Origin of the sequence: Vibrio sp. 1731, from assembly GCF_033339955.1 — a bacterium.
Classification (GTDB): Bacteria; Pseudomonadota; Gammaproteobacteria; order Enterobacterales; family Vibrionaceae; genus Vibrio; species Vibrio alginolyticus.
Genome location: NZ_JAWOVO010000011.1, coordinates 1 through 25,691, shown reverse-complemented (window position 1 = coordinate 25,691; position 25,691 = coordinate 1). Strand labels below are relative to the sequence as shown.

Below are 25,691 nucleotides of genomic sequence, written 5' to 3'. Positions count from 1 at the left end.
AGAGAAGGACAATGCCGCTGGAGGTCTCTATGATCAAGGTTGAAGACATGATGACTCGTAATCCTCATACCTTACTGCGCACGCACACCTTGCGTGATGCAAAAAGCATGATGGATGCGCTTGATATTCGACACATTCCTGTTGTTGATGCCAATAACCACTTACAAGGCTTGGTGACTCAACGCGACATTCTTGCTGCTCAAGAATCGAGCTTGCACCCAGATGAGGCTGAACAATCTTTTACTTTAGACACACCGCTCTACGAAATGATGCACACCAACATCATGACGGCAGAGCCTATCGCGGGGCTCAAAGAGAGCGCTATCTATATGCAAAAGCATAAAGTTGGCTGTCTACCTGTTGTCACCAAAGGTCGATTGGTCGGCATTATTACTGATAGTGACTTCGTGACGATTGCGATTAACTTATTGGAACTACAAGAAGAAGTGGAACCTGAAGAAATCGAGCAGGAAGAGTAGTACGCAAGCGTATTCTCTTTGTTGTAAGTTTCGTTTTTACACCGGTTAAACGAAAAAAGAGCGGCAGGGTTGCCGCTCAAAATGCCATTACTGACGCTGATTAAGGAAGTGTTTCTCTGCCAATTAGAATTGGTCTTCTTCGGTCGAACCTGTCAATGCTGTCACTGAAGAGTTACCACCTTGGATAGTATTGGTCATTCTATCGAAGTAACCTGTACCTACTTCTTGTTGGTGCGCAACAAACGTATAGCCTTTTTCAGCTGCTTGGAATTCAGGACGCTGAACTTTCTCAACATAATGACGCATACCTTCACCTTGAGCGTAAGCGTGCGCCAGTTCAAACATGTTGAACCACATGTTGTGAATGCCTGCTAGCGTGATGAATTGGTACTTGTAGCCCATGTCTGCAAGCTCTTGTTGGAACTTAGCAATGGTTTCTGCATCTAGGTTTTTCTCCCAGTTGAATGAAGGCGAGCAGTTGTACGCCAACAATTGATCTGGGTATTCAGCGTGAATTGCTTCTGCAAACTTACGTGCTTCTTCCAAACATGGCGTAGCCGTTTCACACCAAATCAAGTCTGCATATGGTGCGTAAGCCAGGCCGCGAGAGATCGCTTGGTCGATACCCGCGCGAACGCGGTAGAAACCTTCTTGAGTACGCTCACCTTCGATGAAGTCTTTATCATATGGGTCGCAATCTGAAGTAATGAGATCCGCCGCATTCGCATCAGTACGAGCAATAACTAATGTTGTTGTACCCGCTACGTCAGCAGCCAAACGAGCTGCAACGAGCTTTTGTACCGCTTCTTGCGTAGGAACTAATACCTTACCACCCATATGGCCACACTTTTTCACCGATGCTAACTGGTCTTCAAAGTGAACGCCCGCGGCACCGGCTTCGATCATCGATTTCATTAGTTCGTAAGCGTTAAGCACACCACCAAAGCCCGCTTCAGCATCCGCTACGATAGGTAGGAAGTAATCAATACCACCTTCATCTTCAGGCGTCTTACCAGCAGCCCACTGAATTTGGTCTGCACGACGGAATGAGTTGTTGATGCGTTTTACTACTGACGGTACAGAATCTACTGGGTAAAGAGATTGGTCTGGATACATCGTCGAAGCGGTGTTGTTATCCGCCGCTACCTGCCAGCCTGACAAGTAAATCGCTTCAATACCTGCTTTAGCTTGTTGAACCGCTTGACCACCCGTTAGCGCACCAAGACAGTTTACGTAACCTTTTTTCGCACTACCGTTGACCAGTGACCAAAGTTTGTCTGCACCACGTTGTGCAATTGTGTTTGCAGGCACCATAGAGCCACGCAGTTCCACCACTTCCTCGGCAGTGTAAGTACGCTTCACATTTTTCCAGCGTGGGTTAGTTGCCCAGTCTTTTTCCAGAGCTTCAATTTGTTGGCGGCGAGTTAAGTTAGTCATTGGTCTATCCCTCTTTATAATTTGCACTTTATGCGTGTGCGTTGAGTTTCCGTTCTCAGGCAGTACTTCCCTATCTGCCTTGAAAATCCTTCACGTTATTGGTGTTACAGTTATTCTTTATTAATCCAGGTAGTCATAACCAGGAACTGTCAAAAAGTTGGTCAGTTCATCGCTCGTCGTGAGCCTTGCCATTAAGTCTGCTGCTTCTTCAAATCGACCCGCATGGTAGCGCTGCTCGCCAATTTCTTGCTTCACGACTTCAATCTCCTCTTTGAGATAGAGCTCGAACAGCTCTTTAGTGACCTTTAATCCGTTGTCTAGCGACTTGCCGTGTTGAATCCATTGCCAGATAGAGGCGCGTGAGATTTCTGCCGTTGCTGCGTCTTCCATCAGTCCGTAAATCGGCACACAACCATTGCCAGAAATCCAAGCTTCGATGTATTGCAGCGCAACGCGAATATTGTGGCGCATTCCGCCTTCAGTGCGCTCGCCTTCACAAGGCTCAAGCAGTTCAGCTGCTGTAATAGGCGCATCCTCTGCACGGCTCACATCCAACTGGTTGGTGCGTTCACCCAGCACAGCACTAAAGACTTCCATAGCAGTGTCAGCCAAACCTGGATGAGCCACCCAAGTACCGTCGTGGCCGTTGTTAGCTTCTAACGATTTGTCAGTCTGGATCTTGTCTAATACTTTTTGATTCTCTTTCGGGTCTTTAGCTGGGATAAATGCGGCCATTCCTCCCATCGCGAAAGCACCTCGTTTATGGCAAGTACGTACCAATAATCGCGAGTAAGCGTTTAAGAATGGCTTGTCCATCGTTACCACTTGGCGATCTGGCAGTACTCGGTCTGAGTGTTTTTTCAATGTTTTGATATAGCTAAAGATGTAATCCCAGCGACCACAGTTCAAACCAACGATGTGTTCTTTAAGCGAGAACAGAATCTCGTCCATTTCGAATACCGCTGGTAAGGTTTCAATCAGCACAGTCGCTTTGATCGTGCCTGTATCCAAACCGAAATAGTCTTCCGTGAAATGGAACACTTCGCTCCACCACTTCGCTTCGTGATGCGATTGCAGTTTTGGAAGGTAGAAATAAGGGCCACTGCCTTTTTGAAGTAACGCTTTGTAGTTGTTATAGAAATACAGAGCGAAATCGAATAGCGCACCTGGAATGATCTGACCGTGCCACGAAACGTGTTTTTCTTTTAAATGAAGGCCGCGAACACGGCAGATCAACACCGCTGGGTCATCTTCCAGCTGATAATGTTTGCCATTGCCAGGATTGGTGTAACTGATGGTGCCATTAACAGCATCGCGCAAGTTAATTTGACCATCTAGCACTTTACTCCATGCAGGAGACATTGAATCTTCGAAGTCTGCCATGAACACTTTTACATTCGCATTCAGTGCGTTAATCACCATCTTGCGGTCAGTTGGTCCGGTAATCTCCACACGGCGATCTTGCAGATCTTGTGGGATTCCTAGGATCTTCCAACTTCCTTCACGGATGTCTTGTGTCTCTGGTAGAAAATCTGGTAGCTCACCAGCATCAATACGTGCTTGCTTCTCTTCTCTTGCTTCCAGCAACTGTTCAACACGTCCGGCAAATTTTTCACACAGTAGAGATAAAAAGGTTTGGGCTTCAACAGGGAAAATTGCTTGATGTTCTGGAGCAACGACTCCATTCACCTCAAGCATGCCTTGGGTTTGCTTTAGTTGTTGTGTTTTTTGTTCTGTCTGAGCAAGCATAATCATTCATCCTTAACGTGCTTTATCAATCTTGGGCAGTCAGCGTAAAGCTACATTTGTAAGTTATGAACAACAAATTACATCCTTTAACTTTGTGTTCAACTCGTCTAGCTATGCCGATAGATTGCGTAATGCTACGTGTATTTTCAATCTAGACATAAGTCGTATCGGCCTTTAAATAAGCTATATCAACAAGGGGTTTAGTGAAACCCCCAATATAAACAAAACAGAAAATTCAAAGTTTTATTCCGCAAGGTAAAAACCATCTATCAAGCGCCTTATTTTGTAAGTTATTACGTAATAAAATTACATTAAATTTAAAGTCGTTTTATCATTTCAAACAAGCGTATGAATATAGACTGGTAAACAAACACCTTGTATTCACAAGGGCTGAAGAGATGTATTTAAACAGGGGTCAAACAAGGTATGCAGGGCTTTGTGTAAAATTAACATTGTGAAATTTCACTATTTTATGAAAGCTTCATCAAAGAAGAGCTGTAAAATTTTACAAGTCAAAGTTTACCAACAGAATAAAATACTAGAAAGCGCACTGTTTCCAGTGCGCTTTTAGATAAATAATGGAGAAGTAAGGGCTAATACTAATAGCTAAAGCAGCTCTGAAACGACTTCTGCAAGTTGATTAAATGTTTTCGTTCTTGACGAGCTCGGACGCCAAACTAAGCCGATTTCGCGATAAGCTTGTTTACCTGGAGGATCGATCACGACTAAATTCTGGTTATGCAGCAAGCCATGGTCGATAGCCATTTGAGGAATGAACGTTGTTCCCAAACCATTCGCAACCATTTGCACCAGTGTATGGAGGCTGGTTGCCGTAAACGGATTGATTTTTTCTTTGTCTGTTAATTTACACGCTGATACCGCATGTTCCGTTAAGCAATGTTCTTTCTCTAGTAGAAAGACGGATTCGTCAGGTAAATCCGCGTAACGAATCGGCACAGGGACCGATTGGGCTTGATTAGCGCTTATAACCATTCGAAACGGATCCTTACCCACTACTCGGCTTTCCATGCCATCAATTTCGACTGGTAACGCTAAAATAAGCACATCCAGCTCACCATGTCTGAGCGCTTGAAGTAAGTTTGTCGTCGTGTCTTCTCTTAATAAAAGATTCAGTTGTGGAAAACGGTAATTCACCTCTTGTACCAAATCACACAGTAAAAACGGAGCAATTGTTGGTATACATCCTACTTTTAGCTGGCCTTGCATATCGTCGCCTTGGCACATACGTCCAAGCTCGACCAAATCTTGCCCTTTTGCTAACAGCTCTCGCCCCTGCTTTACTACCATTTCTCCTGTTTGGGTAAAAACCAGTGGACTTTTCTTGTCTTTCTTTTCATATAATGGACAGCCAATCAACTCCTCTAAGTTTTGAATACCCTTACTTAAAGTCGACTGACTGACAAAACAACGCTCTGCAGCGTCACTAAAATGTCTTGTTTCATGCAGTGTGACTAAATAGTGTAACTGCTTCAAACTGGGCCATTTATTCATAATTGTATTTGTATCTACCGCCGTTCCAGTGATCGAGTTAAGAGTGTTGTTATTATCGTTTTTTTCGATTAACTCAATCTATTTATTTCGCTTTTTTCAATACTACAATCTGTACTATAGTTTGTCTCGTACAAACACGAACCAAACCGACACAACTGAATTCGGTTTGGAGCTAACCATACTTTTTAGGAGCAAAAAAATGGTACTAGTAGGTCGTCAAGCCCCTGATTTTACTGCAGCAGCTGTTCTAGGTAACGGTGAAATCGTTGAAAACTTCAACTTTGCAGAGTTCACTAAAGGTAAGAAAGCAGTAGTATTCTTCTACCCACTAGATTTCACTTTCGTTTGCCCATCTGAGCTAATCGCATTCGACAACCGTCTAGCTGACTTCCAAGCTAAAGGTGTTGAAGTAATCGGTGTTTCTATCGATTCTCAGTTCTCTCACAACGCATGGCGTAACACTGCTATCGAAGATGGCGGTATCGGTCAAGTTAAGTACCCACTAGTTGCTGACGTTAAGCACGAAATCTGTAAAGCTTACGACGTTGAGCACCCAGAAGCAGGCGTTGCTTTCCGTGGTTCTTTCCTAATCGACGAAGAAGGCGTTGTACGTCACCAAGTAGTTAACGACCTACCACTAGGCCGTAACATCGACGAAATGCTACGCATGGTTGACGCTCTTAACTTCCACCAGAAGCACGGCGAAGTATGTCCTGCACAATGGGAAGAAGGTAAAGCAGGTATGGACGCATCTCCAAAAGGTGTTGCAGCGTTCCTATCTGAGCACGCAGCTGACCTAGGCAAAAAATAATAGACCTTCACCCTAGCTCAACGGGTGTGATGGTTGGATGTATATAAAGCAATAAGCTAATGCGGAAAACCGCAAACGCCAATCAGTCTAAGTAAAGTCCTATCAAAGCCCAGAGCCTCTGCTCTGGGCTTTCTTTTTCCTTCAGATAAACCGCCAAAATGAGGTAACGCTTTAGCGTAAACTTTACCTCTATTTATCATCCCCTCCATACAGATTCTGCTTACTGGCCCTGTTAATATCTTAGCCACAACACTTATTTGTAACGTTAGCAGGATGAATGAACGTGGTTACTCACCTAGAAGTCTGTATTGATAATATTGAATCTCTGCACTACGCCATTGCTGGCGGCGCCACTCGGATTGAACTTTGCTCCTCTTTGGCTTTAGGCGGACTAACACCCAGTTATGGCTTTATGCAGCAAGCGGCTAAGCTTTCTAGTGTTCCAGTTTATGCCATGATCCGCCCACGCCAAGGTGACTTCTTCTACAATGAAGAAGAGATCGAAATGATGCGTTGGGATATTGAAGCAGCTCACCAATCAGGCTTGAGCGGTGTCGTGTTCGGCGTGCTCACTCAAGACGGTGATATTCATATGCCTTACGCGGCTGCGCTGTGTGAATTTGCTCAAGCGCTTGGCTTAGGCGTGACCTTCCATCGTTCCTTTGACCAGTGTCGTGACGCTGAAAAAGCTTTGGAAGAAGTGATCAGCTTAGGTTGTGAACGTATTTTAACCTCCGGTCTTGCGCCTTCAGCACCACAAGGGATCGATGTGCTTAGAGCTTTGGTTAAGCAAGCCCAAGGACGCATAGCAATCATGGCGGGTGCTGGCGTTAATGCGAGTAACGTACGTGCGTTAGTAGAAGACACTCAAGTTCCTGAAATCCATCTGTCAGGCAAAACCACACGCCCTAGCCAAATGACCTTTGTTGCTGAACAAAGCAAAATGGGCGCATCCGATGTCGATGATTTTTTAATCCCCATCACAAGTACACAAGCCATTACCGATGTCGTAGCAGCTCTCAAATAGACGACCGTAACCTCACGCGCATAGCTTTTGAGTGCTAACATATTGTTTATCAAGGAGTGAGGAAAGGTGTATGTCTAAATTGAAGAAAAAGGAATACGAAAAGGAGCTCAAAAACCTTCAAGTTGAGCTCGTAAAACTTCAAGAGTGGGTCAAACACAAAGGGTTAAAAGTGGTGGTTCTGTTTGAAGGACGTGATGCTGCGGGCAAAGGCGGAGTGATAAAGCGAATTACAGAAAAGCTAAACCCGCGTGTTTGTCGCGTAGTGGCTCTGCCTGCACCGACAGAAAAAGAAAAAACGCAATGGTACTTCCAACGTTACGTCGCTCATTTACCATCTGCTGGTGAAATCGTTTTATTTGACCGAAGTTGGTATAACCGAGCAGGTGTCGAAAAAGTCATGGGGTTCTGTACTCCAGACGAATACGAGGAGTTTTTACGCTCTTGCCCTGAATTCGAGAGAATGTTGCAACGATCTGGGATTATTCTGATTAAGTATTGGTTTTCGGTTTCAGACGAAGAGCAGGAAAAACGTTTTCTAGGTCGAATTGATACGCCGATCAAACGTTGGAAATTCAGCCCAATGGATTTAGAGTCACGTCCTCGCTGGGCGGAGTATTCGGAAGCAAAAGATAAGATGTTTGCCTATACAGACACGAAAAACTGCCCTTGGTGGGTCGTCCCTTCTGATGACAAAAAGAAAGCGCGCTTGAACTGTATCAGTCATTTACTAAGCCAGATTGACTACAAAGCACTTGAGTACTCACCCATCGAATTACCTGAACTCAATAAAGAAGGTTACGTCAGAGCGCCCATTGATGATCAGACCTTCGTTCCTGATAAATATTAACGTGCTTTCCTTCTCTCTAATAAATAGGCCAGCCTAAAAGCTGGTCTATTTGCTGAAGTCAGTTACTTCAGTACGTCATCAATACTTTGATCACCTAGGTGGCGTACATCTTTCCCTTTCACAAAGTAAATAATGTATTCACAGATGTTCTGGCAGCGGTCCCCCACGCGTTCAATCGCGCGTGCCGACCACATCACTTGCAGAATATTAGGGATATTTTTTGGATCTTCCATCATGTATGTCATCAACTGACGAATCACCGCTTCATACTCGGCGTCTAGTTTGTCATCTTGTTTGTGCACCTCTGCTGCCGCTTCTACATCCATGCGGGCAAACGCATCTAAAACCTGATGCAGCATATTAATTGCCTGACGGCAGAGAGGCTCTAACGACACTTGGAATTGTCGTTCTTTTGATGATGGGCTTTCGATGGCAACGTAAGCAATGCGTGTCGCCACGTCACCGATACGTTCTAAATCAGTGATCGTTTTGATGATAGCCATGATTAAGCGCAAGTCTTTTGCCGTTGGCTGACGCTTAGCAATAATGCGTGTGCAGGCGTCATCGATCGAGACTTCCATCGCATTCACTTTATGATCGTCACGCACAACCTTACGCGCCAGTTCGATGTCTTCTTTATGCAAGGCTTGAATAGCATACGAAAGCTGCTGTTCTACCAAGCCACCCATGGTTAATACATGAGTACGAATCGATTCTAGCTCTACGTTAAATTGTCCTGAAATATGACGTCCAAAGTGCATGATGTTCCTTATTCCGTATAGAGTCGCGACTTAACCGTAGCGACCCGTAATGTAATCTTCGGTCTGTTTCTTCATTGGCGAAGTGAAGATCGAGTCCGCGTCAGAGTATTCAATTAACTTACCCATATGAATGAATGCAGTATGATCGCTCACTCTCGCCGCTTGTTGCATGTTATGGGTAACGATAACGACAGTATATTGAGTCTTCAGCTCATTGATAAGCTCTTCAATAGTTAAAGTTGAGATTGGATCCAACGCTGATGTTGGCTCGTCCAATAACAGGACTTCCGGCTCAATCGCCACCGCGCGCGCAATGACCAAGCGCTGTTGCTGACCACCAGATAAGCCAAATGCGTTCTCATGCAAGCGGTCTTTTACCTCATCCCACAACGCCGCCGAGCGCAAGGATCGCTCCACTGCGTCATCTAAACTGCGGCTGTTTTTTACACCTTGTAAGCGTAAGCCATAAACTACATTTTCATAAATAGACTTAGGAAATGGATTGGGTCTTTGAAACACCATCCCCACTCGGCGTCGAAGTGTCGCAACATCGACATTAGGATGATAAACATTCTTGCCATGGAGACGCACTTTGCCTGTGACTCGACACCCTTCCACTAAGTCGTTCATGCGATTGATGCAACGTAATAACGTCGACTTTCCACACCCTGAAGGACCGATAAAAGCAGTGACTCGCCCTTTGGGAATTCGCATCGAAATATCATGCAGCGCCTGAGTTTGACCATAGAACAGATTAAGGTTCTCGATTGAGATGGCTGTTTGTTCATCCGTTAAATTATGAACGTCCAATGGTGGCTCATAACCTAATGTACTATCAAAATTAAACATACTTAATCTTGTCCTAACGTTCTGTATTTTTCTCGTAAATTATTGCGAATACTGATTGCTGTTAAGTTTAGCCCGACAATCACTGTCACGAGTAGGAAAGAGGTGGCATAAACTAATGGTCGCGCCGCTTCGATGTTGGAGGTTTGAAAGCCAACATCGTAAATGTGAAAACCTAAATGCATGAACTTTCTATCCAAATGCACATAAGGGAATTGTCCGTCAACCGGTAAACTGGATGCCAATTTCACGACCCCCACCAGCATCAGTGGCGCTACTTCGCCAGCTGCACGCGCAATCGCAAGGATCAAACCTGTGATAATAGCTGGCGTCGCCATAGGCAAAACCACGCGCCATAGCGTTTCGAACTGAGTTGCACCAAGTGCCAGAGAGCCATGTCGTACTGAACTCGGAATACGAGTTAAACCTTCTTCTGTCGTCACAATCACAACTGGAAGCGTCAGCACGGCAAGAGTTAGTGCAGACCATAACAAACCCGGCGTACCAAAGGTTGGTGCCGGTAACTTTTCCGCATAGAATACGTTGTCGATAGAGGCACCAATCGTATAAACAAAGAAGCCTAAACCAAATACGCCATAAACAATCGATGGAACACCCGCTAGGTTTATAACCGCAATACGAATAACCCTGGTTAGAGCGTTATTCTTAGCGTATTCATGCAGATAGATAGCAGCGATCACCCCAAGTGGCATCACAATGATCGACATGATAAGTACTAAGAAAACCGTACCAAATATCGCAGGGAACACGCCTCCTTCAGAGTTCGACTCTCTTGGATCTTCAGATAAAAACTTCCAAACCTGTTTTCCCCAATGCATGACTTTATCAGGCAATGACATTTGGTTTGGATACCAGTAGTCCAAAATATCTTCGAGCGGAATCGATACTTGTGACCCCGTCATATCCTCGGCAATCAAGGCATAGTCAGAGAGCTGAAGTCGTAAACCATCAAGTTGCAAATCTAACGTCGCAAGCGCTTTTTCTATCTGCTCTTTTTTCGTCTGATTTTCCTTTAAGAAGCTTTCTGTCAGCGTGTCATTCAATTCATGCTTGCGCTTTTCTAATCGCAACTGCTCTAGCTTCCAACCAAGCTCTTTAAGCTGATCGACCACCAAAGAATCAATCTCATGGCGCAGAGTTTCTGCATCATCAAGCTTTTTATTTAGTATCGATTGAATATCACTGGTGTATATATTATCGCCATCTTGAAACGCCACCAGCTTACCAAAGAAATAACCACCGCTACTGCGCTCTATCACCGCCCACTCTTTTGGCGTCGTGGGCTCATCCAACTGCATTTGCAATACGGAGATAAAATCGGCGGGATACAACTCTCGGTTAGCGATTTTGATACTGAGTCGAGTGGCAAAATCTTCATCGTCTTCTAACTGTTGTGCTGCGCTTTCAGGCAAATAACTCTTCGGTACAAAGCTGCGCTCATACACTTGACCAATCAGAATAGTATTTTCATGTAGCACTTCGCCTTGTACAGGAGTCAACGACGTTACGTTCCATTGATACAATGGCGCAGGCCAGAAATAGGTTAATCCTTTCCAACCAATGAGGAGCAATAACCCTAACACCGACAACAGACTGATGCTGACCGCACCGCCTGTTAGCCATATCCACGGTGCGCCAGAACGAATCCAATTTAACACGTTATTACTCGCTCTTTATTCAAACCATTATTACAACGCACGGTATTTATCTCTCAATCTTTGACGTACCAACTCTGCCAGCGCGTTCACCGCAAAGGTGAAGACAAACAAAATCAACGCAGCGAGGAACAACAAACGATAATGCGAACTGCCAACCTCTGACTCTGGCAATTCCACCGCAATGGTTGCCGATAAGCTGCGCAATCCTTCCAAAATATTCCAATCCATTAATGGCGTATTGCCCGTTGCCATTAACACAATCATGGTTTCGCCAACAGCGCGTCCCAGGCCCATCATAATGGCAGAAAAAATACCTGGACTTGCAGTAAGCAAGACAACATAGATTAAAGTTTGCCAAGGCGTGGCCCCTAATGCCAAAGAGCCATCCGATAAATGCTTCGGTACAGAGAAAATGGCATCTTCGGCAATGGTAAAAATCGTCGGGATAACAGCAAACCCCATCGCTAACCCCACCACCAATGCATTGCGTTGATCGTAACCAATACCATGCTCGGTTAAGAATAAGCGCATATCGCCACCAAAGAACGTCTGCTCAATCGTAGGCGAAATCCACACTCCAAGCACAATCAGTACCAATATGACAGGCATGAGCACTAAAGCATGCCAACCATTGGGCAGACGATTCCGCAAAGGTTGCGGTATTAATGCCCATAGCCCGCCCATAATCATGGTGCTCAAGGGCAAAACAAACAGCATAACGACGATCGTAATCAGGTGATCTTCGACAATAGGCGCGAACCACAATCCCGCGAGGAAACCTATGATCACCGTCGGCAGTGCTTCCATTAGCTCAATCGACGGTTTTACTACACGACGCATGCGTGGCGACATAAAGTAAGCCGTATAAATAGCACCTAGCACTGCGAGCGGTACTGAAAACAGCATCGCAAACATCGCCGCTTTTATCGTTCCAAACGCAATAGGTACTAGGCTGAACTTAGCCTCAAAGTTATCGCTCGCCGAAGTCGATTGCCACACAAATTCAGGCTCAGGATACCCTTCGTACCACACTTCTTGCCATAATGAAGACAATGAAATTTCCGGATAGGCATTGTCCACTTCCGCAACATTTAACGCATTATTTTGCCAAGTGATTAAGTAGCGTTCATTGTTAGACATTGCTGCGATTGCGGGCGCTTGATTGTACGCACGCTTAAACAACACCAGTTTTTCACTGGTTGTATAATGGCTTTGCAGCGTGCCGTTGGTGTAAAAGCTATAAAATCCTTTTCGATGAGAATCCGGCAACAAATACTTAAGCTCTGATGCCAATTTAAAATCACGAATATGCGTTAACGTGCGTTTTTCTTCTTGCAGCGTATCAAACCATTGCGACACCCGACCATCGTTGTGCGTCACCAAAAGCGAGTAAGCACCAGCCAATAAGTCTATCGTACGAACGGAATGCTTCTTATCACCTTGAGTGAGATCGACCACCTCTCGCACAGCAAATTTACGTGCGGTTTTCTTTAACACGATCAACTCAGAGCCATCGCGCAAATAAAGCGTTTCACCGTCAGGTGTCAACAACATTTGCTGAGGCGTATTAAAGCCTGAAGAGAACGTAAAATCGATCGTTGTAGGAGGCGTACCCAAAGACGAAGCCACTTGCCAGCGAGCTTTCACTTCACCGCTTTGCGTCTGCCAAACAACCGTTGGTAAGGGCGTCGAAGCTGCAAATACAAACTGAGTCACAGGATCTTGAGGCGTACTTAGTGTCAGATCCATGCTGGTGTCTAGCTCAATCACTTCCGGAGGACGTGTATTTTCTCTAAATGTGGCATTAAATTCTGGCTTGAAAAGGTTCGCTTTACCCTGCCCATCAACAAATCCATACCAACCTAGCCCAGGAGCAGATTGAGAGAAAGCGACGGGTTTCTGGACTATTTGCTGTGTATACACCGCAGGTTTCGTAGGATCGTCCATCGACAAATATTGAATCTCACCACTTTGGGTTAGAACGAACGCGAGCTGAGCGTAATCATCCACTGAAATCGCAAGTGGTGTTTCAATATGAGTGGCTCGAATGGCTTGGTTGGTTTTGATCTCCGCATCAGAAAAAAGCGGAATGATCACCATGGCGAGGTAGACAAAGATCAAAATAAGCGCCGCGAGTACGCCGACACCACCGGATGTCACTGCAAGTCGAACTAAACGATCTTTTATCAGTCGTTTCTTATCTTTTTCCTGCAATGAAAACTCGGCTTGTGCCATTTAAATCTCTACCTTTTTTGACTTAGTACTAGAATATGTCGTTAAGATGACAATTATATTACAGATCACATTAAACACCTGAAAAGAATACAACTCTTATGCAATGCGTGGTATGAAATAAATCTGTAATGAAAATCTCATAATGTTCTCACTCATCCATTTTTCCAAGATGAGTACGTAATACTTCACTTTTGGCTAGGTAAGGTTATGAGCGCAGAAAAACTATATATAGAAAAAGAACTGAGTTGGTTGTCTTTCAACGAACGAGTATTACAAGAAGCTGCCGATAAAACCGTCCCTTTGATCGAACGTATTCGCTTTCTTGGGATCTTTTCCAACAATTTAGATGAATTTTACAAAGTACGCTTTGCGGACGTGAAGCGCAGAATCCTAATCAGCCAAGAGCGCGGTGGCAGTGATAGCCCTAAACGACTGTTAACCAAAATGCAGTCGAAAGCACTAAAGCTTAACGAACAATTTGATGAGCTTTACAGCGAGTTGATTCGAGAAATGGCGCGACGTCGCATTTTCTTGGTCAACGAGCAACAACTGGATGAATCGCAACAAAAGTGGATCGCGAAATACTTCCGTAGAGAGGTAATGCCGCATATCACTCCCCTCCTAATGAAAGACGAGATCGATGTTCTGCAATTTCTCAAAGACGAGTACGCTTACATCGCCGTAGAACTGCGTAAAGAAGAACATTACCAGTACGCTCTGATCGAAATTCCGACCGATCACCTTCCCCGCTTTGTGATGGTACCAGAACAGAAAGGAAAGCGTCGAAAAACCATCATCTTACTTGATAATATTATCCGCCACTGTTTGGACGAGCTGTTCAAAGGCTTTTTTGATTATGATGAGCTTAGCGGCTATGCGATGAAAATGACGCGTGACGCTGAATACGATTTACGCAATGAAATTGAGTACAGCTTGCTTGAACAAATGTCAGAGGGTGTCAATCAGCGACTGACAGCAAAGCCCGTTCGCTTCGTCTACGAACGCGATATGCCGCCTCAAATGTTAGAGTTTCTGTGTAACAAACTTAATATCTCTAACTACGATAACCTTATCCCCGGCGGACGCTATCACAACTTTAAAGACTTCATCGGCTTTCCAAATGTTGGACGAGAGTATCTTGAAAATAAACCTCTCCCGCCAATGAAATGTGCCGATTTCGAAGGTTATGCCAACAGCTTTGACGCGATTAAAGCGAAAGATATTCTGCTCTATTATCCCTACCACACTTTTGACCACATTAGTGAGTTAGTGCGCCAAGCCTCCTTCGATCCCAAAGTACTTAGTATCAAGATTAACATTTATCGCGTCGCGAAAGATTCTCGCTTGATGAACTCTTTAATTGATGCAGTGCACAACGGCAAAAATGTCACTGTGGTCGTCGAACTGCAAGCTCGCTTTGATGAAGAGGCCAATATCGAATGGTCAAAAGTATTAACCGAAGCGGGTGTGCACGTCATCTTTGGTGCGCCTGGTCTTAAGATTCACTCAAAGCTACTGATGATTAGCCGCCGCGAAGGTGAAGAAATTATTCGCTACGCACACATCGGCACAGGCAACTTCCATGAGAAGACGGCACGAATTTATACCGACTTCTCCCTGCTTACGGCAGATCAAGAAATCACTAATGAAGTCCGTAATGTCTTCGGTTACATTGAGAATCCATACCGACCAGTGAAGTTCAATCACCTTATGGTATCTCCTCGTAATTCTCGAACCCAAATCTACCGCTTAATCGATAATGAAATTGCGAATGCCAAGCTAGGGAAAAAAGCCGCTCTTACGATCAAGGTCAATAACCTAGTTGATAAAGGCATCGTCAATAAGCTTTATGGAGCAAGTACTTCCGGTGTAAAAATAAACATGATCATTCGAGGCATGTGCTCATTAGTACCGGGCATTGAGGGGATCAGCGACAATATTCGCATCATCAGTATTGTTGACCGCTTTCTTGAGCACCCTCGCGTGGTGATCACCCACAATGATGGCGATCCGCAAGTTTATATCTCCTCCGCAGACTGGATGACAAGAAATATTGATCACCGTATCGAGGTAGCAGTACCAGTCCGTGATCCACGTTTGAAACAGAGAATTATTGATATAACGAATATCCATTTTACCGATACAGTAAAGGCTCGTTTAATAGATAAAGAAATGAGTAACGCTTACGTACCACGAGGTAATCGCAAAAAAGTTCGCTCTCAAATCGCTATCTATGACTATCTTAAAAATATAGAAAAGCAAACTAGAAAACAAAATTCAGATGCCTCAAATACTTGAACAAGATACTCGCTACATTGCCGCGATAGACCTCGGCTCAAACAGTTTCCATATGGTGGTGGCCAAAGTTGTCGGCAGTGACCTACAACTGGTTAGTCGTCATAAACAACGTGTTCGCTTAGCATCAGGACTCGACAGTGAATTGAACTTAAGTCACGCCGCAATGGAGCGTGCGCTAGAATGCTTAGCCATGTTCGCTGAGAGGCTGCAAGGGCTTGATGAGTCAAATGTACGTATCGCCGCCACACACACACTAAGACGCGCTAAAAATGCCCACCTTTTCATTGAGCGTGCGAAAGAAGTGATGCCTTTCCCGATAGAAATTATCCCTGGAGAAGAAGAAGCCCGCCTGATTTACTTAGGCGTCGCGCACACTCAAGTAGAATCCAACTCCAAACTAGTCATCGATATCGGAGGCGGCAGTACCGAGATGATTATTGGACAAGAATTTGAGCCTGAGCTTCTCAACAGTAAACAGATGGGATGCGTCAGTTTTACAGAGCAATACTTTAAAAACGGCAAACTGTCAGGAAAAAACTTCAGCAAGGCGATGTTAGCGGCCGAACAAAAACTCGAGTCCATCGCTTCAACATATCGTAAAAAGGGCTGGGATATTGCTCTCGGCTCATCAGGAACCATCAAAGCGATTCAAGAAGTGCTAGTAGGATTAGGTTTTGAAGATGGCCTGATCACAGCGAGTCGACTGGATACACTTATCGAAACTCTGTGTAAATTTGATTCCATTGAAGATATTGAACTGGCGGGTCTAACAGAAGAACGTAAACCCGTATTCGCAGCAGGCGTAGCGATTTTGTCCGCGATTTTCAAAGCGCTTCGCATTGAGCAAATGTTTTTCTCCGATGGTGCTCTACGCGAAGGCCTGTTGTACGAAATGGAAGAGCGTTTTGCGCGCTCCGATATTCGTATGCGCACCACAGAAAATTTAGCCAACAAGCACCGGGTCGACTTAGAGCATGCCGCTCGTGTGAAGGGGCATGCACGTGAGATGTTATGTCAGGTACGCTCTGAACTAGGCATTAAGAAAAAGAGTGAGTTATTTGACTTACTAGAGTGGGCAGCGTTGCTTCATGAAGTCGGATTAAGTATCAACTTGCGTAGTTTCCATCGCCACTCTTTTTATATTCTGTTGCACTCCACCCTACAAGGCTTCAACCGTGAGCAGCAATTAGTGCTCGCAACATTAGCTCGCTTCCAGCGTAAAGCGCTCAAATTGCAAGAACTACCAGATTTCAATCTCTATAAACAGAGTGACGTTATAAGCCTCATCAAAATATTACGACTTTCTATCGTATTAAATGGGCAGCGTAATGAAGATCCATTGCCTGATATCACCTTATCTATCAAAAATGACGAATGGATTCTCACCTGCACAGATGAAGCATGGCTAGAAAACAATAAATTACTTCACGCGGATTTACAGGAAGAACAAGAACGTTGGGACAGCGCGAAGTGGACACTCACTTTCTGATCTCGTACTCTTCATACCTAAATAAAAAGTCGGCTTACAGGCCGACTTTTTTTAACTCTTCTTCTGCAAAGTCTGCCGTAATGGGCACATAACCATCTTTCTCAACCAACGCTTGTCCCTGAGCAGAAAAGATAAAGCGAATAAACTCAGCTTCAATTGGTGTTAATGGGTAATCAGGATGCTTATTCACGTAAACATATAAGTAACGTGATAGTGGGTACTTACCGCTAACAATATGTTCTCGCGTTGGAGTCACATAGTCATTTCCCATTTTAGCTACAGGGACTAAGCGCACGCCTGCCACTCGATAACCGACACCGGAATAACCAATTCCACTGATGGTTGACGCTACAGCTTGCACAACTGACGCGGAGCCTGGCTGCTCGTTAACTCGGGTCTTGAAATCGCCGCCACACAAGGCATTGCTTTTGAAGTAACCGTAAGTTCCAGAAACGGAGTTACGACCAAACAACTGGACGTTTCGCTTTGCCCACTGTGATTCAAGACCGAGTTGCTGCCAGTTTGTGACAAATTGACTTTCACCACAGCGCAGCGTGGCAGAAAACAAAGCATCTAACTGACTAAAGTTAAGCCCTTGAATTGGATTATCTTGATGAACAAAAATACCGATTGCATCGATGGCGACCCTGAGCGCAGTTGGCTTGTAGCCATGTTCACGTTCAAACGCTTCAACCTCTCTTAAACGCATAGGGCGGCTCATGGGACCAAACTGAGCTGTTTGTTCGGTCAATGCTGGGGGGGCAGTAGAAGAGCCAGATGCTTGGACTTGCGCATTAATATTCGGGTAAATGGATTTAAACTCTTCAACCCAAAGCGTTGTCATACCCGCAAGTGTATCGGAGCCAACAGAGAGCAAGTTCCCGACAATCCCCGTCGTTTTATGATAACTCGGCAATGGTTTATCTTGAGCGCCAGCCATACAGGAACAAACAAGCGCGAATAAACTGAATGTTTTTGCCAATCGTAACGCCATTATTTCACCACCAAACGCTCAGGCAATACGAAAGAAAACTTACTGCCCACGCCTACTTCACTGTGAATTTCTAAATGAGAGTCATGGTGACTCAGCGCGTGTTTTACAATGGCTAGCCCTAAACCACTTCCTCCAGTATCACGTGATCTTGCTTTATCTACTCGATAAAAACGCTCGGTAAGTCGGTGTAGGTGCTGAGGTTCAATACCATCACCGCTATCTTCCACCTCTAAGCATGCGCCTTGAGAGGTCTGGAACCAACGAACATTAATGTTCGCACCAGGTGGTGTGTATTTGACGGCGTTATAAACGAGGTTAGAGATAGCACTACGTAACTGGTCATCATCGCCCAACACGCGTAGGCTTGCATCAACATCAAATTTCAATTTATGTTGGTTTTCCCCACTAAGGCTAACCGCCTCTTTTTCTAACACTTCAAGCATCGCGGGCACATTCACGACTTCCTCAAGCTCATGCATAGGTGCCGCTTCAATTTTAGATAGTGTCAGTAGTTGGTTAACCAAACTGTTCATGCGGTTAAGCTGCTCCGTCATGACACCATGAGCTTTGCTCCACATTGGACCCACGACCATATCAGGGTCTTCTGTCATCTCAAGATAACCTTGTAGCACCGTCATTGGTGTACGCAGTTCATGAGATACGTTGGCAAAGAAGTTGCGACGCATTCCCTCAAGTTGTTTTAACTGGCTAACATCACGCACCACCATCAAATGTTCACCTTCGGTATACGGTACGATACGTAGTTCTAGCATGCGTTCGACATTGAGTGGTGAACGCATTTCTAATGGCTCTGAAAAGTCTTTCTTGTTGAGGTACTTGATAAAATCAGGTGTACGAATGAGATTGGAGATAGGTTGACCTGAATCTTCTGGCCAATGGAAGCCCAGTAAGTGCTGAGCCAGCTTGTTGCACCAAACAATATTTCCTTCAGCACGGAATACCACTACCGCATCGGGTAGCGATTCTGCACCATTTCGGAATCGACGAATAAGATTAGTAAGTTCTTTTCGTTTGCGGCGTTGGCGCTGTTGTAAGCGATACAACCCATTGAACAAAGATTCCCAGTTACCGCTACCTGACGGTGGCGTGAGGCGTTTTTCATCCCATAACCAAGAAGATAAACGTACTTGGTTATGCAAATGCCACACAAGCTGCAATGCCGTAGCAGCCAAAAGCAACCACGGCATATAACCGAATATCCAACCTACTATCACCCATGGGGTGTAAAAAAAAGCCAGCTCCCAGGCCAGCTTTTTCCACGTTAATCTTTCAACCACTCATAACTCCAGAAATGGTACCGATAAGCTGCGTGTTAATTTATGCTTTCGTCGAGAAGCGGTATCCAGCACCACGAACAGTTTGGATCAGCTTATCATGCCCTGCAGCTTCCAATGCTTTACGCAGGCGGCGAATGTGAACATCGACCGTACGGTCTTCGACATACACGTTAGTGCCCCAAACATTGTTTAATAGCTGCTCACGGCTGTATACGCGTTCTTGATGCGTCATGAAAAAATGAAGCATCTTAAATTCTGTTGGACCCATGTCTAATGGCGCATCATTAGCCGTAACACGGTGCGATACAGGGTCAAGCTTCAATCCCTGTACATCAATTACATCTTCTAGTGCAGTCGGGGTAACGCGACGAATCACCGCTTTTAAGCGTGCAACCAACTCTTTAGGAGAGAATGGCTTGGTAATGTAGTCATCCGCACCGACTTCTAAACCGCGCACTTTATCTTCTTCTTCACCACGAGCGGTAAGCATCACAACTGGAATGCTGCGCGTTAATTCCTCTCGCTTCATATGTTTGATGAAGTTAATGCCACTACCGCCTGGTAACATCCAATCCAGTAAAACTAAATCAGGGAAGGGTTCAGCCAGTTTGGTTACTGCAGTATCATAATCTTCCGCTTCTACCGCTTGGTAACCTTTCTGCTCAAGTACGAAGCACAGCATTTCGCGAATAGGAGCTTCGTCTTCAACAACCAGAATCCTTCTAGACATAATTGAGTAACCTTATGTTCGTTGAGCTAATGAATTTAAGAGACAAAGCGCCTCTCTATGCATAAGCATTATCACTACCAATTATGACACTTTTGTGACCTTTGAAAACAAATTTTCATATAACTTTCTTTTGAGGTTCATTCGGATATTTTTCATTTCTATTAAGACATCAGCACAAAAATTCCCTATGATTAGTCCCTTGTCATCAAGCCTAGAGAAGATTTATGTGGTTTAAAAACTGTCTGGTATACCGCGTTAACCGCGAGGTTACTTTTAACGCCGAACAACTAGAAACTCAGCTGTCTGAATTCCGATTCACCCCGTGTGGCAGTCAAGACAAACAGAAATTTGGCTGGGTCAGTGCAATGGGTAGACATGGCGATATGATGACTCACGTGTCAGAAAACCGCATTCTGATTTGCGCCAAGAAAGAAGAGAAAATGCTACCTGCCTCTGTGATCAAAGAATCATTGAATGCAAAAGTAGAAGCAATGGAAGCGCAAGAAGGTCGTCCTCTGAAGAAGAAAGAGAAAGACAACCTGAAAGATGACATCGTAATGGATTTACTGCCGCGCGCATTCAGCCGCAGCAGCCACACTCACGTGCTCATCATGCCAAAAGAAGGTTTTATCCTTGTTGATGCAAGCAGCTATAAAAAAGCAGAAGATGTATTAGCATTGCTTCGTAAAACCATGGGTAGTCTACCTGTTGTTCCTGCTATTCCAGAAGTGGCGATTGAAACTACGCTAACCGAGTGGGTGAAAAGCGGTGACACACCTCAAGGTATCAGCATGATGGACGAAGCTGAGCTAAAATCCGTACTTGAAGAAGGTGGTGTGATTCGCTGTAAGAAGCAAGAGCTAACCACTGATGAAATCCGCAACCACATCGCTGCGGATAAAGTCGTGACGAAACTTGCGCTTAATTGGCAAGATCGTATTGAGTTCATTATGACGGAAGATGCGGGCATCAAACGTCTAAAATTCTCTGATGAATTGAAAGATCAAAACGATGATATTCCACGTGAAGATCAAGCAGCTCGATTTGATGCAGACTTCTCTCTAATGTGTGGAGAGTTCAGTGCTTTCCTTCCCAACCTATACGACGCGCTAGGCGGCTTACCGAATCCTAACGCATAATATTGTATAAAGGTTAACCATAACGCCCTCACTTTTTTTGAGGGCGTTTTTCTATCTGAAGCACAATTACCCTAGTCACAGTTCACATTTTGACGTAAAATTTGCGCCCCATTTCCATTAGGTGGAATTGGCCTGACTTGTGATCAGATAAAAGAGAATTGAGTAATGACAACTGAGAAAGCATTCGTGCCTGAGCTACTATCTCCAGCGGGCAGCCTGAAAAACATGCGTTACGCATTCGCCTACGGGGCAGATGCAGTTTACGCTGGCCAACCTCGCTACAGCCTTCGCGTACGTAACAACGAGTTTAACCACGAGAACCTAAAAATAGGTATCGATGAAGCCCACGCCCTAGGCAAAAAGCTTTATGTGGTATGTAACATTCAACCACACAACTCGAAGCTAAAAACGTTCATCCGTGATCTGAAGCCAATCGTAGAGATGGGTCCTGACGCATTGATCATGTCAGATCCAGGCCTAATTATGATGGTTCGTGAAGCTTTCCCAGAAATGCCAATTCACCTTTCTGTACAAGCGAACGCTGTAAACTGGGCGACCGTTAAGTTCTGGGCAGCGAATGGCGTGGAACGTGTGATCGTTTCTCGCGAGCTATCTCTAGAAGAAATCGAAGAAATTCGTGAGCATTGCCCTGAAACTGAGCTTGAAGTATTCGTTCACGGTGCATTATGCATGGCTTACTCTGGTCGTTGCCTACTTTCTGGCTATATCAACAAACGTGACCCTAACCAAGGCACTTGCACTAACGCATGCCGCTGGGAATACAAAGTTGAAGAGGGTAAAGAAAACGACGCTGGTGACATCGTAGAGAAATTCGACCCGACTGAAGCACAGCCTGTCGAAGTACAAGACGAGCTCCCTGAAACCACAATTGGTCGCGGTAAACCAACAGATGAAGTCGTTCTGCTTTCTGAAGCGCACCGTCCAGAAGAAAAAATGGCGGCTTACGAAGATGAGCATGGTACTTACATCATGAACTCTAAAGACCTACGAGCGGTTCAGCACGTTGAACGCTTAACTAAGATGGGTGTTCACTCATTGAAAATTGAAGGTCGTACTAAATCGTTCTACTACTGCGCACGTACCGCTCAAGTTTATCGTAAAGCAATTGATGATGCAGTAGCAGGTCGACCATTCGATGAAAGCCTAATGGGTACACTAGAAAGCCTAGCTCACCGTGGCTACACTGAAGGCTTCCTACGCCGTCATACACACGATACTTACCAAAACTACGATTACGGTTACTCAGTCTCTGATGCTCAACAGTTTGTTGGTGAATTCACTGGCAAACGTCGTGGTGACATGGCTGAAGTAGAAGTAAAAAATAAGTTTCTTGTCGGTGATAGCCTTGAACTAATGACGCCAAAAGGCAATATTGTTTTCACGCTAGAGGCAATGGAAAACCGCAAATCAGAGTCTATTGAAGACGCGAAAGGAAACGGTCACTTTGTATTCATTCCAGTACCAGCAGAGCTAGATTTAGAATATGGCCTATTAATGCGTAATCTAAACTCAGGGCAGGACACCCGTAACCCGACTGGTAAGTAACCATGGCCTTGCTCATTACTGACAAATGCATTAACTGCGACATGTGTGATCCCGAATGCCCCAATGGGGCAATCAGTATGGGAGAGAGCATTTTCGAAATTGATCCAGCGCTATGTACAGAGTGTAAGGGGCATTACGAAAAGCCGACCTGTCAGTCAGTGTGTCCAATTACAAAATGCATAATCACTGATCCGAACCATGTCGAAACTGAAGAGCAGTTGCTTGAAAAATTCGTGATTATTCAAGGGTTAGCATAAGAGCAATTAGGTTCAACTTTGGCATCAAAGTTGAACCTTTTCTCAACCTGATTTTTCAATAGGGATAATATTGCAGAATAGCTCTTTTTCAAAATGATACTCTAGTCTCTCACGCCAATTTTCCGCTTGAGAAACAGGTATTAAATAAAAGTTTTCTCGGCTCGTATCAGTAACGAAAGCCATTCCATATTGCATCAGCTCATAATGCACATCATTAACAAAACCCGGATCAAGGCGTTGACGCCCAGTCAGGTGATTCACATCCTCTCGAGTCAAAGAGACTCCTTTAGTATCACTGCTAAATCTGTGTCTTAACCACTCTGCAAATTCTTTTGCACAAATCATAGTCATGGTTTTGTCCTTGATTTACTCTTCTAACAGGAAAAGGGTATATCCCTGCCTTACACACTTGTCTGCGTTGTTATTGCTTTTTAGCCAACTGACAGACATATTGCTAAGAAACCAGAGTATCGTGACGAAAGGTCTTTTTCTAAACAGAGAAGTTACAACTTACCCATACTACAACTCTTTGTTTAATTTAGATTTCTATAATATGTCCCCAAAACTGATTGGGTTAGTTTTTGTATTGGTACTATTCAATGTAGACAAAAGTATGATGTTTCTCCAGTTTCATAAAAGAGATCACCAAGTACAGATAAACCTGAAGAGTAACACTAATTAGGATTGATAAGCGGCAAGCATTGAGGTGGAACGACTTTTTTTCGTTTGGGCTTAGAGGTTGTTTTTACCCGTGGAGGGGTATCAATAGGTTTTGCTTTCGGGGCCCAACTTGCGAGCTCAACACCGCAGCCATCGCCTACTGGAGGTGGTGCTTGATCAACACAATAGTCGCTCGAATCAGGACAAGACAACCTGACGTGAAAGTGGTAATGATGCCCCCACCATGGACGCACTTTACGTAACCAAGAACGATCTTTGCCGTTTTCTTGCAAGCAAAGTTGCTCCTTAATAACAGGATGTACAAAAATTCGTGCAACATCCTTACTTTTTGAAGCGTACCGAATTAGCTTAAAGTGCCGCTCTTCCCAGCGATGATTAAGTATGGAATAACCTTTTAAATCCACCACACTCATGGGTTTAGGAAGTTGTAATTCGTTATAAGAAAGCGGTTGGTCAGCAAGTCTTAACCAGATATCGATATCTAACCCGGTTTGATGACTAGAATGACCAGAGGAGAACCTTCCACCTCTAGGTAAAGACAAATCACCAATTAGCAGAGTGGTGTTGAGATTTTGATGAGCTTTAAGCGCCAGATTTTCAATAAACTCTATCGTTTTAGGGTGCCCATAGTAGCGCTTCGTTTTACTACGTAAGACTTGATAACCAACGCCATCGAGAGGCAAGGGTAATGCACCATCTAAACAACCGTTAGCATAACTACCAATAGAGGAGGAAGAGTTTCGGGTAGGATTAACCGCAGACTCCCAAGGAGTAGAACATACTGAAGCTGAGAAACATAAACCCAAAGTTACAATGAAACTCAGCCTCATAGCCTTTAACCTTTAGTAGTGTTCGCCATTATCGTAATAAGCTTTAGGAGATAAGGCGGAAAAGATAACTGCAACATCAATATCGGCACCAGCGATACCGCGCACTTGTTGCGTAATAAGCTTGGCAACTTCATCTTGCACTTCCTGGCCACGGTCGAACCAAAGCACTTCGACAAAAGGATATGCAGCACTCACCTCACCCTCATTGAAAAACGTAGTGTAGATATACTCAAAAGTAAAATCCTCACGCGGACAGTCCATTAGAGGCTGAAGTTCATCCGTAAGGGGTTTTGATAATGCCTGAACAGCTTGTGGCTCTACAGCACGGAATCGAAAATGTGGCATAAACTTACTTCCTAATTATTAGCATTAATGCATGATGATAACAGGAACCAAGTCAGTAATCATCCAAGCCAATGTAACCACTGACCTTTCAATAGATTGTGAATCAGATGTGCTCGATAACGAAGAAAAAGTGTTATGAAATTCGAAGGTAAAACAGAAAGAGCAAAGCGATACATCAACATTTAGTAATTACATTACTAGAAAATAAAACTATATGAAGCAAAGATATGCCATATTCGTTGGATAAACATACACCTGACGTTGAAACTATACGTTAGGAATAAAAGACATATTCGTTAGAAATAAAAGAGCCCCTGACCTAAGCCAGAGCTTATGAATATGGGGGATAGGTGAAGTGGACCAATATCCCGGAGATATGAGCTTTCAATCCCCCCGATACTTTGGTATCAGAGGAATCGACAACTCTTCCAACTAGTCAGCTTCTCTTTTCTTCAAATGCAAAAAAGCCCCAGCATTACTGCTGAGGCTTTAGAGTATGGCAGGGGTGGAGAGATTCGAACTCCCAACACGCGGATTTGGAATCCGCTGCTCTGCCAATTGGAGCTACACCCCTGTAATTCGTGTTTATTGAGACGACGCTCAAATAAGTGGCGGAGTGGACGGGACTCGAACCCGCGACCCCCGGCGTGACAGGCCGGTATTCTAACCAACTGAACTACC

Annotated in this window: 21 protein-coding genes, 1 tRNA gene and 1 pseudogene; 9 read left to right on the top strand and 14 right to left on the bottom strand. The window is 44.5% G+C overall.

Translation table 11 applies throughout. From position 1 onward, the window contains the following. Positions 1-29 precede the first annotated feature (29 nt). The gene (locus R7035_RS14175; RefSeq protein ID WP_017820562.1) at positions 30-479 is read left to right on the top strand and encodes a CBS domain-containing protein; all 450 of its coding nucleotides are present in this window, start codon (positions 30-32) and stop codon (positions 477-479) included. A gap of 123 nt (positions 480-602) precedes the next feature. Here the strand turns inward: R7035_RS14175 and aceA are convergent, their stop codons facing one another. From aceA to R7035_RS14160, 3 genes are all read right to left on the bottom strand, one after another. Next, the gene (gene aceA / locus R7035_RS14170) at positions 603-1,916 is read right to left on the bottom strand and encodes an isocitrate lyase (RefSeq protein WP_005381733.1); all 1,314 of its coding nucleotides are present in this window, start codon (positions 1,914-1,916) and stop codon (positions 603-605) included. 120 nt (positions 1,917-2,036) lie between these two features. Further along, complete coding sequence (gene aceB / locus R7035_RS14165) at positions 2,037-3,665, bottom strand: malate synthase A (protein WP_165935380.1); 1,629 nt, start codon at positions 3,663-3,665, stop codon at positions 2,037-2,039. Positions 3,666-4,271: 606 nt separating this feature from the next. Beyond that, on the bottom strand, positions 4,272-5,177 hold the full coding sequence (locus R7035_RS14160) for a hydrogen peroxide-inducible genes activator (protein WP_005383681.1): 906 nt from the start codon (positions 5,175-5,177) through the stop codon (positions 4,272-4,274). Positions 5,178-5,376: 199 nt separating this feature from the next. Here R7035_RS14160 and R7035_RS14155 point away from each other — a divergent pair, with 199 nt between their 5' ends. The 3 genes from R7035_RS14155 to ppk2 all read left to right on the top strand — a co-directional run bounded on the left by R7035_RS14155 (position 5,377) and on the right by ppk2 (position 7,862). Further along, entirely contained in the window at positions 5,377-5,988 is a 612-nt protein-coding gene (locus R7035_RS14155; protein ID WP_005381738.1) for a peroxiredoxin C, read from the top strand. Between the two features lie 283 nt (positions 5,989-6,271). Continuing rightward, a complete protein-coding gene (locus R7035_RS14150) occupies positions 6,272-7,015 on the top strand; it encodes a copper homeostasis protein CutC (protein ID WP_132937069.1) in 744 nt (247 codons plus the stop codon). A 70-nt stretch (positions 7,016-7,085) separates the two neighbouring features. Beyond that, positions 7,086-7,862 (top strand): polyphosphate kinase 2, encoded by a 777-nt coding sequence (gene ppk2 / locus R7035_RS14145; RefSeq protein WP_318146167.1) that lies wholly within the window; start codon positions 7,086-7,088, stop codon positions 7,860-7,862. Positions 7,863-7,924: 62 nt separating this feature from the next. Here ppk2 and phoU read toward each other — a convergent pair whose 3' ends face one another. The 4 genes and pseudogenes from phoU to R7035_RS14125 form a co-directional block, all read right to left on the bottom strand. Continuing rightward, positions 7,925-8,623 carry a phosphate signaling complex protein PhoU gene (gene phoU, locus R7035_RS14140; protein ID WP_005381744.1) on the bottom strand — a complete coding sequence of 233 codons (699 nt, stop codon included), beginning with the start codon at positions 8,621-8,623 and terminating at the stop codon, positions 7,925-7,927. 30 nt (positions 8,624-8,653) lie between these two features. Continuing rightward, entirely contained in the window at positions 8,654-9,472 is an 819-nt protein-coding gene (pstB, locus tag R7035_RS14135) for a phosphate ABC transporter ATP-binding protein PstB (RefSeq protein ID WP_005381745.1), read from the bottom strand. Between the two features lie 2 nt (positions 9,473-9,474). Beyond that, positions 9,475-10,851, bottom strand: a pseudogene (gene pstA, locus R7035_RS14130) (phosphate ABC transporter permease PstA); the annotation flags it as partial. A 327-nt stretch (positions 10,852-11,178) separates the two neighbouring features. Continuing rightward, the gene (locus R7035_RS14125) at positions 11,179-13,383 is read right to left on the bottom strand and encodes an ABC transporter permease subunit (protein WP_318146166.1); all 2,205 of its coding nucleotides are present in this window, start codon (positions 13,381-13,383) and stop codon (positions 11,179-11,181) included. A 207-nt stretch (positions 13,384-13,590) separates the two neighbouring features. Between R7035_RS14125 and ppk1 the strand changes: the two genes are divergently transcribed. Both ppk1 and ppx read left to right on the top strand, forming a co-directional pair. Continuing rightward, the gene (gene ppk1 / locus R7035_RS14120; RefSeq protein WP_005381748.1) at positions 13,591-15,681 is read left to right on the top strand and encodes a polyphosphate kinase 1; all 2,091 of its coding nucleotides are present in this window, start codon (positions 13,591-13,593) and stop codon (positions 15,679-15,681) included. Further along, complete coding sequence (ppx, locus tag R7035_RS14115; RefSeq protein WP_033905789.1) at positions 15,665-17,170, top strand: exopolyphosphatase; 1,506 nt, start codon at positions 15,665-15,667, stop codon at positions 17,168-17,170. The genes ppk1 and ppx overlap by 17 nt, the downstream gene beginning before the upstream one ends. Before the next feature lie 34 nt (positions 17,171-17,204). On the opposite strand, the gene R7035_RS14110 is transcribed toward ppx, so the two are convergent. The 3 genes from R7035_RS14110 to phoB are packed head-to-tail and all read right to left on the bottom strand — an operon-like array spanning position 17,205 to position 20,192. Further along, complete coding sequence (locus R7035_RS14110; protein WP_017821959.1) at positions 17,205-18,164, bottom strand: PstS family phosphate ABC transporter substrate-binding protein; 960 nt, start codon at positions 18,162-18,164, stop codon at positions 17,205-17,207. Then, positions 18,164-19,462, bottom strand: coding sequence for a phosphate regulon sensor histidine kinase PhoR (gene phoR, locus R7035_RS14105; RefSeq protein ID WP_182016549.1), 1,299 nt, complete (start codon positions 19,460-19,462; stop codon positions 18,164-18,166). Before phoR ends, R7035_RS14110 begins: the two co-directional genes overlap by 1 nt. A 40-nt stretch (positions 19,463-19,502) precedes the next feature. Next, on the bottom strand, positions 19,503-20,192 hold the full coding sequence (phoB, locus tag R7035_RS14100; RefSeq protein WP_262651986.1) for a phosphate regulon transcriptional regulator PhoB: 690 nt from the start codon (positions 20,190-20,192) through the stop codon (positions 19,503-19,505). Positions 20,193-20,416: 224 nt separating this feature from the next. Between phoB and rdgC the strand changes: the two genes are divergently transcribed. The 3 genes from rdgC to R7035_RS14085 all read left to right on the top strand — a co-directional run bounded on the left by rdgC (position 20,417) and on the right by R7035_RS14085 (position 23,154). Continuing rightward, entirely contained in the window at positions 20,417-21,331 is a 915-nt protein-coding gene (gene rdgC, locus R7035_RS14095; protein ID WP_005381753.1) for a recombination-associated protein RdgC, read from the top strand. Positions 21,332-21,496: 165 nt separating this feature from the next. After that, positions 21,497-22,897, top strand: a complete 1,401-nt coding sequence (gene yegQ, locus R7035_RS14090) for a tRNA 5-hydroxyuridine modification protein YegQ (protein WP_186584457.1) — start codon at positions 21,497-21,499, stop codon at positions 22,895-22,897. Positions 22,898-22,899: 2 nt separating this feature from the next. Continuing rightward, the gene (locus tag R7035_RS14085; protein WP_005381763.1) at positions 22,900-23,154 is read left to right on the top strand and encodes a YfhL family 4Fe-4S dicluster ferredoxin; all 255 of its coding nucleotides are present in this window, start codon (positions 22,900-22,902) and stop codon (positions 23,152-23,154) included. Positions 23,155-23,196: 42 nt separating this feature from the next. Here the strand turns inward: R7035_RS14085 and R7035_RS14080 are convergent, their stop codons facing one another. From R7035_RS14080 to R7035_RS14065, 4 genes are all read right to left on the bottom strand, one after another. Next, positions 23,197-23,505: a hypothetical protein gene (locus tag R7035_RS14080; RefSeq protein WP_005381765.1), complete on the bottom strand. Its 309-nt coding sequence runs from the start codon at positions 23,503-23,505 to the stop codon at positions 23,197-23,199. Between the two features lie 323 nt (positions 23,506-23,828). Beyond that, the gene (mepA, locus tag R7035_RS14075; RefSeq protein WP_017633932.1) at positions 23,829-24,665 is read right to left on the bottom strand and encodes a penicillin-insensitive murein endopeptidase; all 837 of its coding nucleotides are present in this window, start codon (positions 24,663-24,665) and stop codon (positions 23,829-23,831) included. A gap of 12 nt (positions 24,666-24,677) precedes the next feature. Further along, a complete protein-coding gene (locus R7035_RS14070; RefSeq protein ID WP_005381768.1) occupies positions 24,678-25,010 on the bottom strand; it encodes a DUF1904 domain-containing protein in 333 nt (110 codons plus the stop codon). Positions 25,011-25,507: 497 nt separating this feature from the next. Beyond that, a tRNA-Trp gene (locus tag R7035_RS14065) sits at positions 25,508-25,584 on the bottom strand. Between the last annotated feature and the right edge of the window lie 107 nt (positions 25,585-25,691).

Excerpts from the sequence above, each read along its gene's own strand:
- yegQ (WP_186584457.1), top strand. The coding sequence starts at position 21,497 with ATGACAACTGAGAAAGCATTCGTGCCTGAGCTACTATCTCCAGCGGGC.
- ppx (WP_033905789.1), top strand. The coding sequence starts at position 15,665 with ATGCCTCAAATACTTGAACAAGATACTCGCTACATTGCCGCGATAGAC.
- pstB (WP_005381745.1), bottom strand. The coding sequence starts at position 9,472 with ATGTTTAATTTTGATAGTACATTAGGTTATGAGCCACCATTGGACGTT.
- R7035_RS14160 (WP_005383681.1), bottom strand. The coding sequence starts at position 5,177 with ATGAATAAATGGCCCAGTTTGAAGCAGTTACACTATTTAGTCACACTG.
- aceA (WP_005381733.1), bottom strand. The coding sequence starts at position 1,916 with ATGACTAACTTAACTCGCCGCCAACAAATTGAAGCTCTGGAAAAAGAC.
- R7035_RS14085 (WP_005381763.1), top strand. The coding sequence starts at position 22,900 with ATGGCCTTGCTCATTACTGACAAATGCATTAACTGCGACATGTGTGAT.
- R7035_RS14080 (WP_005381765.1), bottom strand. The coding sequence starts at position 23,505 with ATGACTATGATTTGTGCAAAAGAATTTGCAGAGTGGTTAAGACACAGA.
- aceB (WP_165935380.1), bottom strand. The coding sequence starts at position 3,665 with ATGCTTGCTCAGACAGAACAAAAAACACAACAACTAAAGCAAACCCAA.
- R7035_RS14155 (WP_005381738.1), top strand. The coding sequence starts at position 5,377 with ATGGTACTAGTAGGTCGTCAAGCCCCTGATTTTACTGCAGCAGCTGTT.
- ppk2 (WP_318146167.1), top strand. The coding sequence starts at position 7,086 with ATGTCTAAATTGAAGAAAAAGGAATACGAAAAGGAGCTCAAAAACCTT.
- phoU (WP_005381744.1), bottom strand. The coding sequence starts at position 8,623 with ATGCACTTTGGACGTCATATTTCAGGACAATTTAACGTAGAGCTAGAA.
- phoB (WP_262651986.1), bottom strand. The coding sequence starts at position 20,192 with ATGTCTAGAAGGATTCTGGTTGTTGAAGACGAAGCTCCTATTCGCGAA.
- R7035_RS14070 (WP_005381768.1), bottom strand. The coding sequence starts at position 25,010 with ATGCCACATTTTCGATTCCGTGCTGTAGAGCCACAAGCTGTTCAGGCA.
- mepA (WP_017633932.1), bottom strand. The coding sequence starts at position 24,665 with ATGAGGCTGAGTTTCATTGTAACTTTGGGTTTATGTTTCTCAGCTTCA.
- R7035_RS14125 (WP_318146166.1), bottom strand. The coding sequence starts at position 13,383 with ATGGCACAAGCCGAGTTTTCATTGCAGGAAAAAGATAAGAAACGACTG.
- R7035_RS14175 (WP_017820562.1), top strand. The coding sequence starts at position 30 with ATGATCAAGGTTGAAGACATGATGACTCGTAATCCTCATACCTTACTG.
- R7035_RS14110 (WP_017821959.1), bottom strand. The coding sequence starts at position 18,164 with ATGGCGTTACGATTGGCAAAAACATTCAGTTTATTCGCGCTTGTTTGT.
- ppk1 (WP_005381748.1), top strand. The coding sequence starts at position 13,591 with ATGAGCGCAGAAAAACTATATATAGAAAAAGAACTGAGTTGGTTGTCT.
- rdgC (WP_005381753.1), top strand. The coding sequence starts at position 20,417 with ATGTGGTTTAAAAACTGTCTGGTATACCGCGTTAACCGCGAGGTTACT.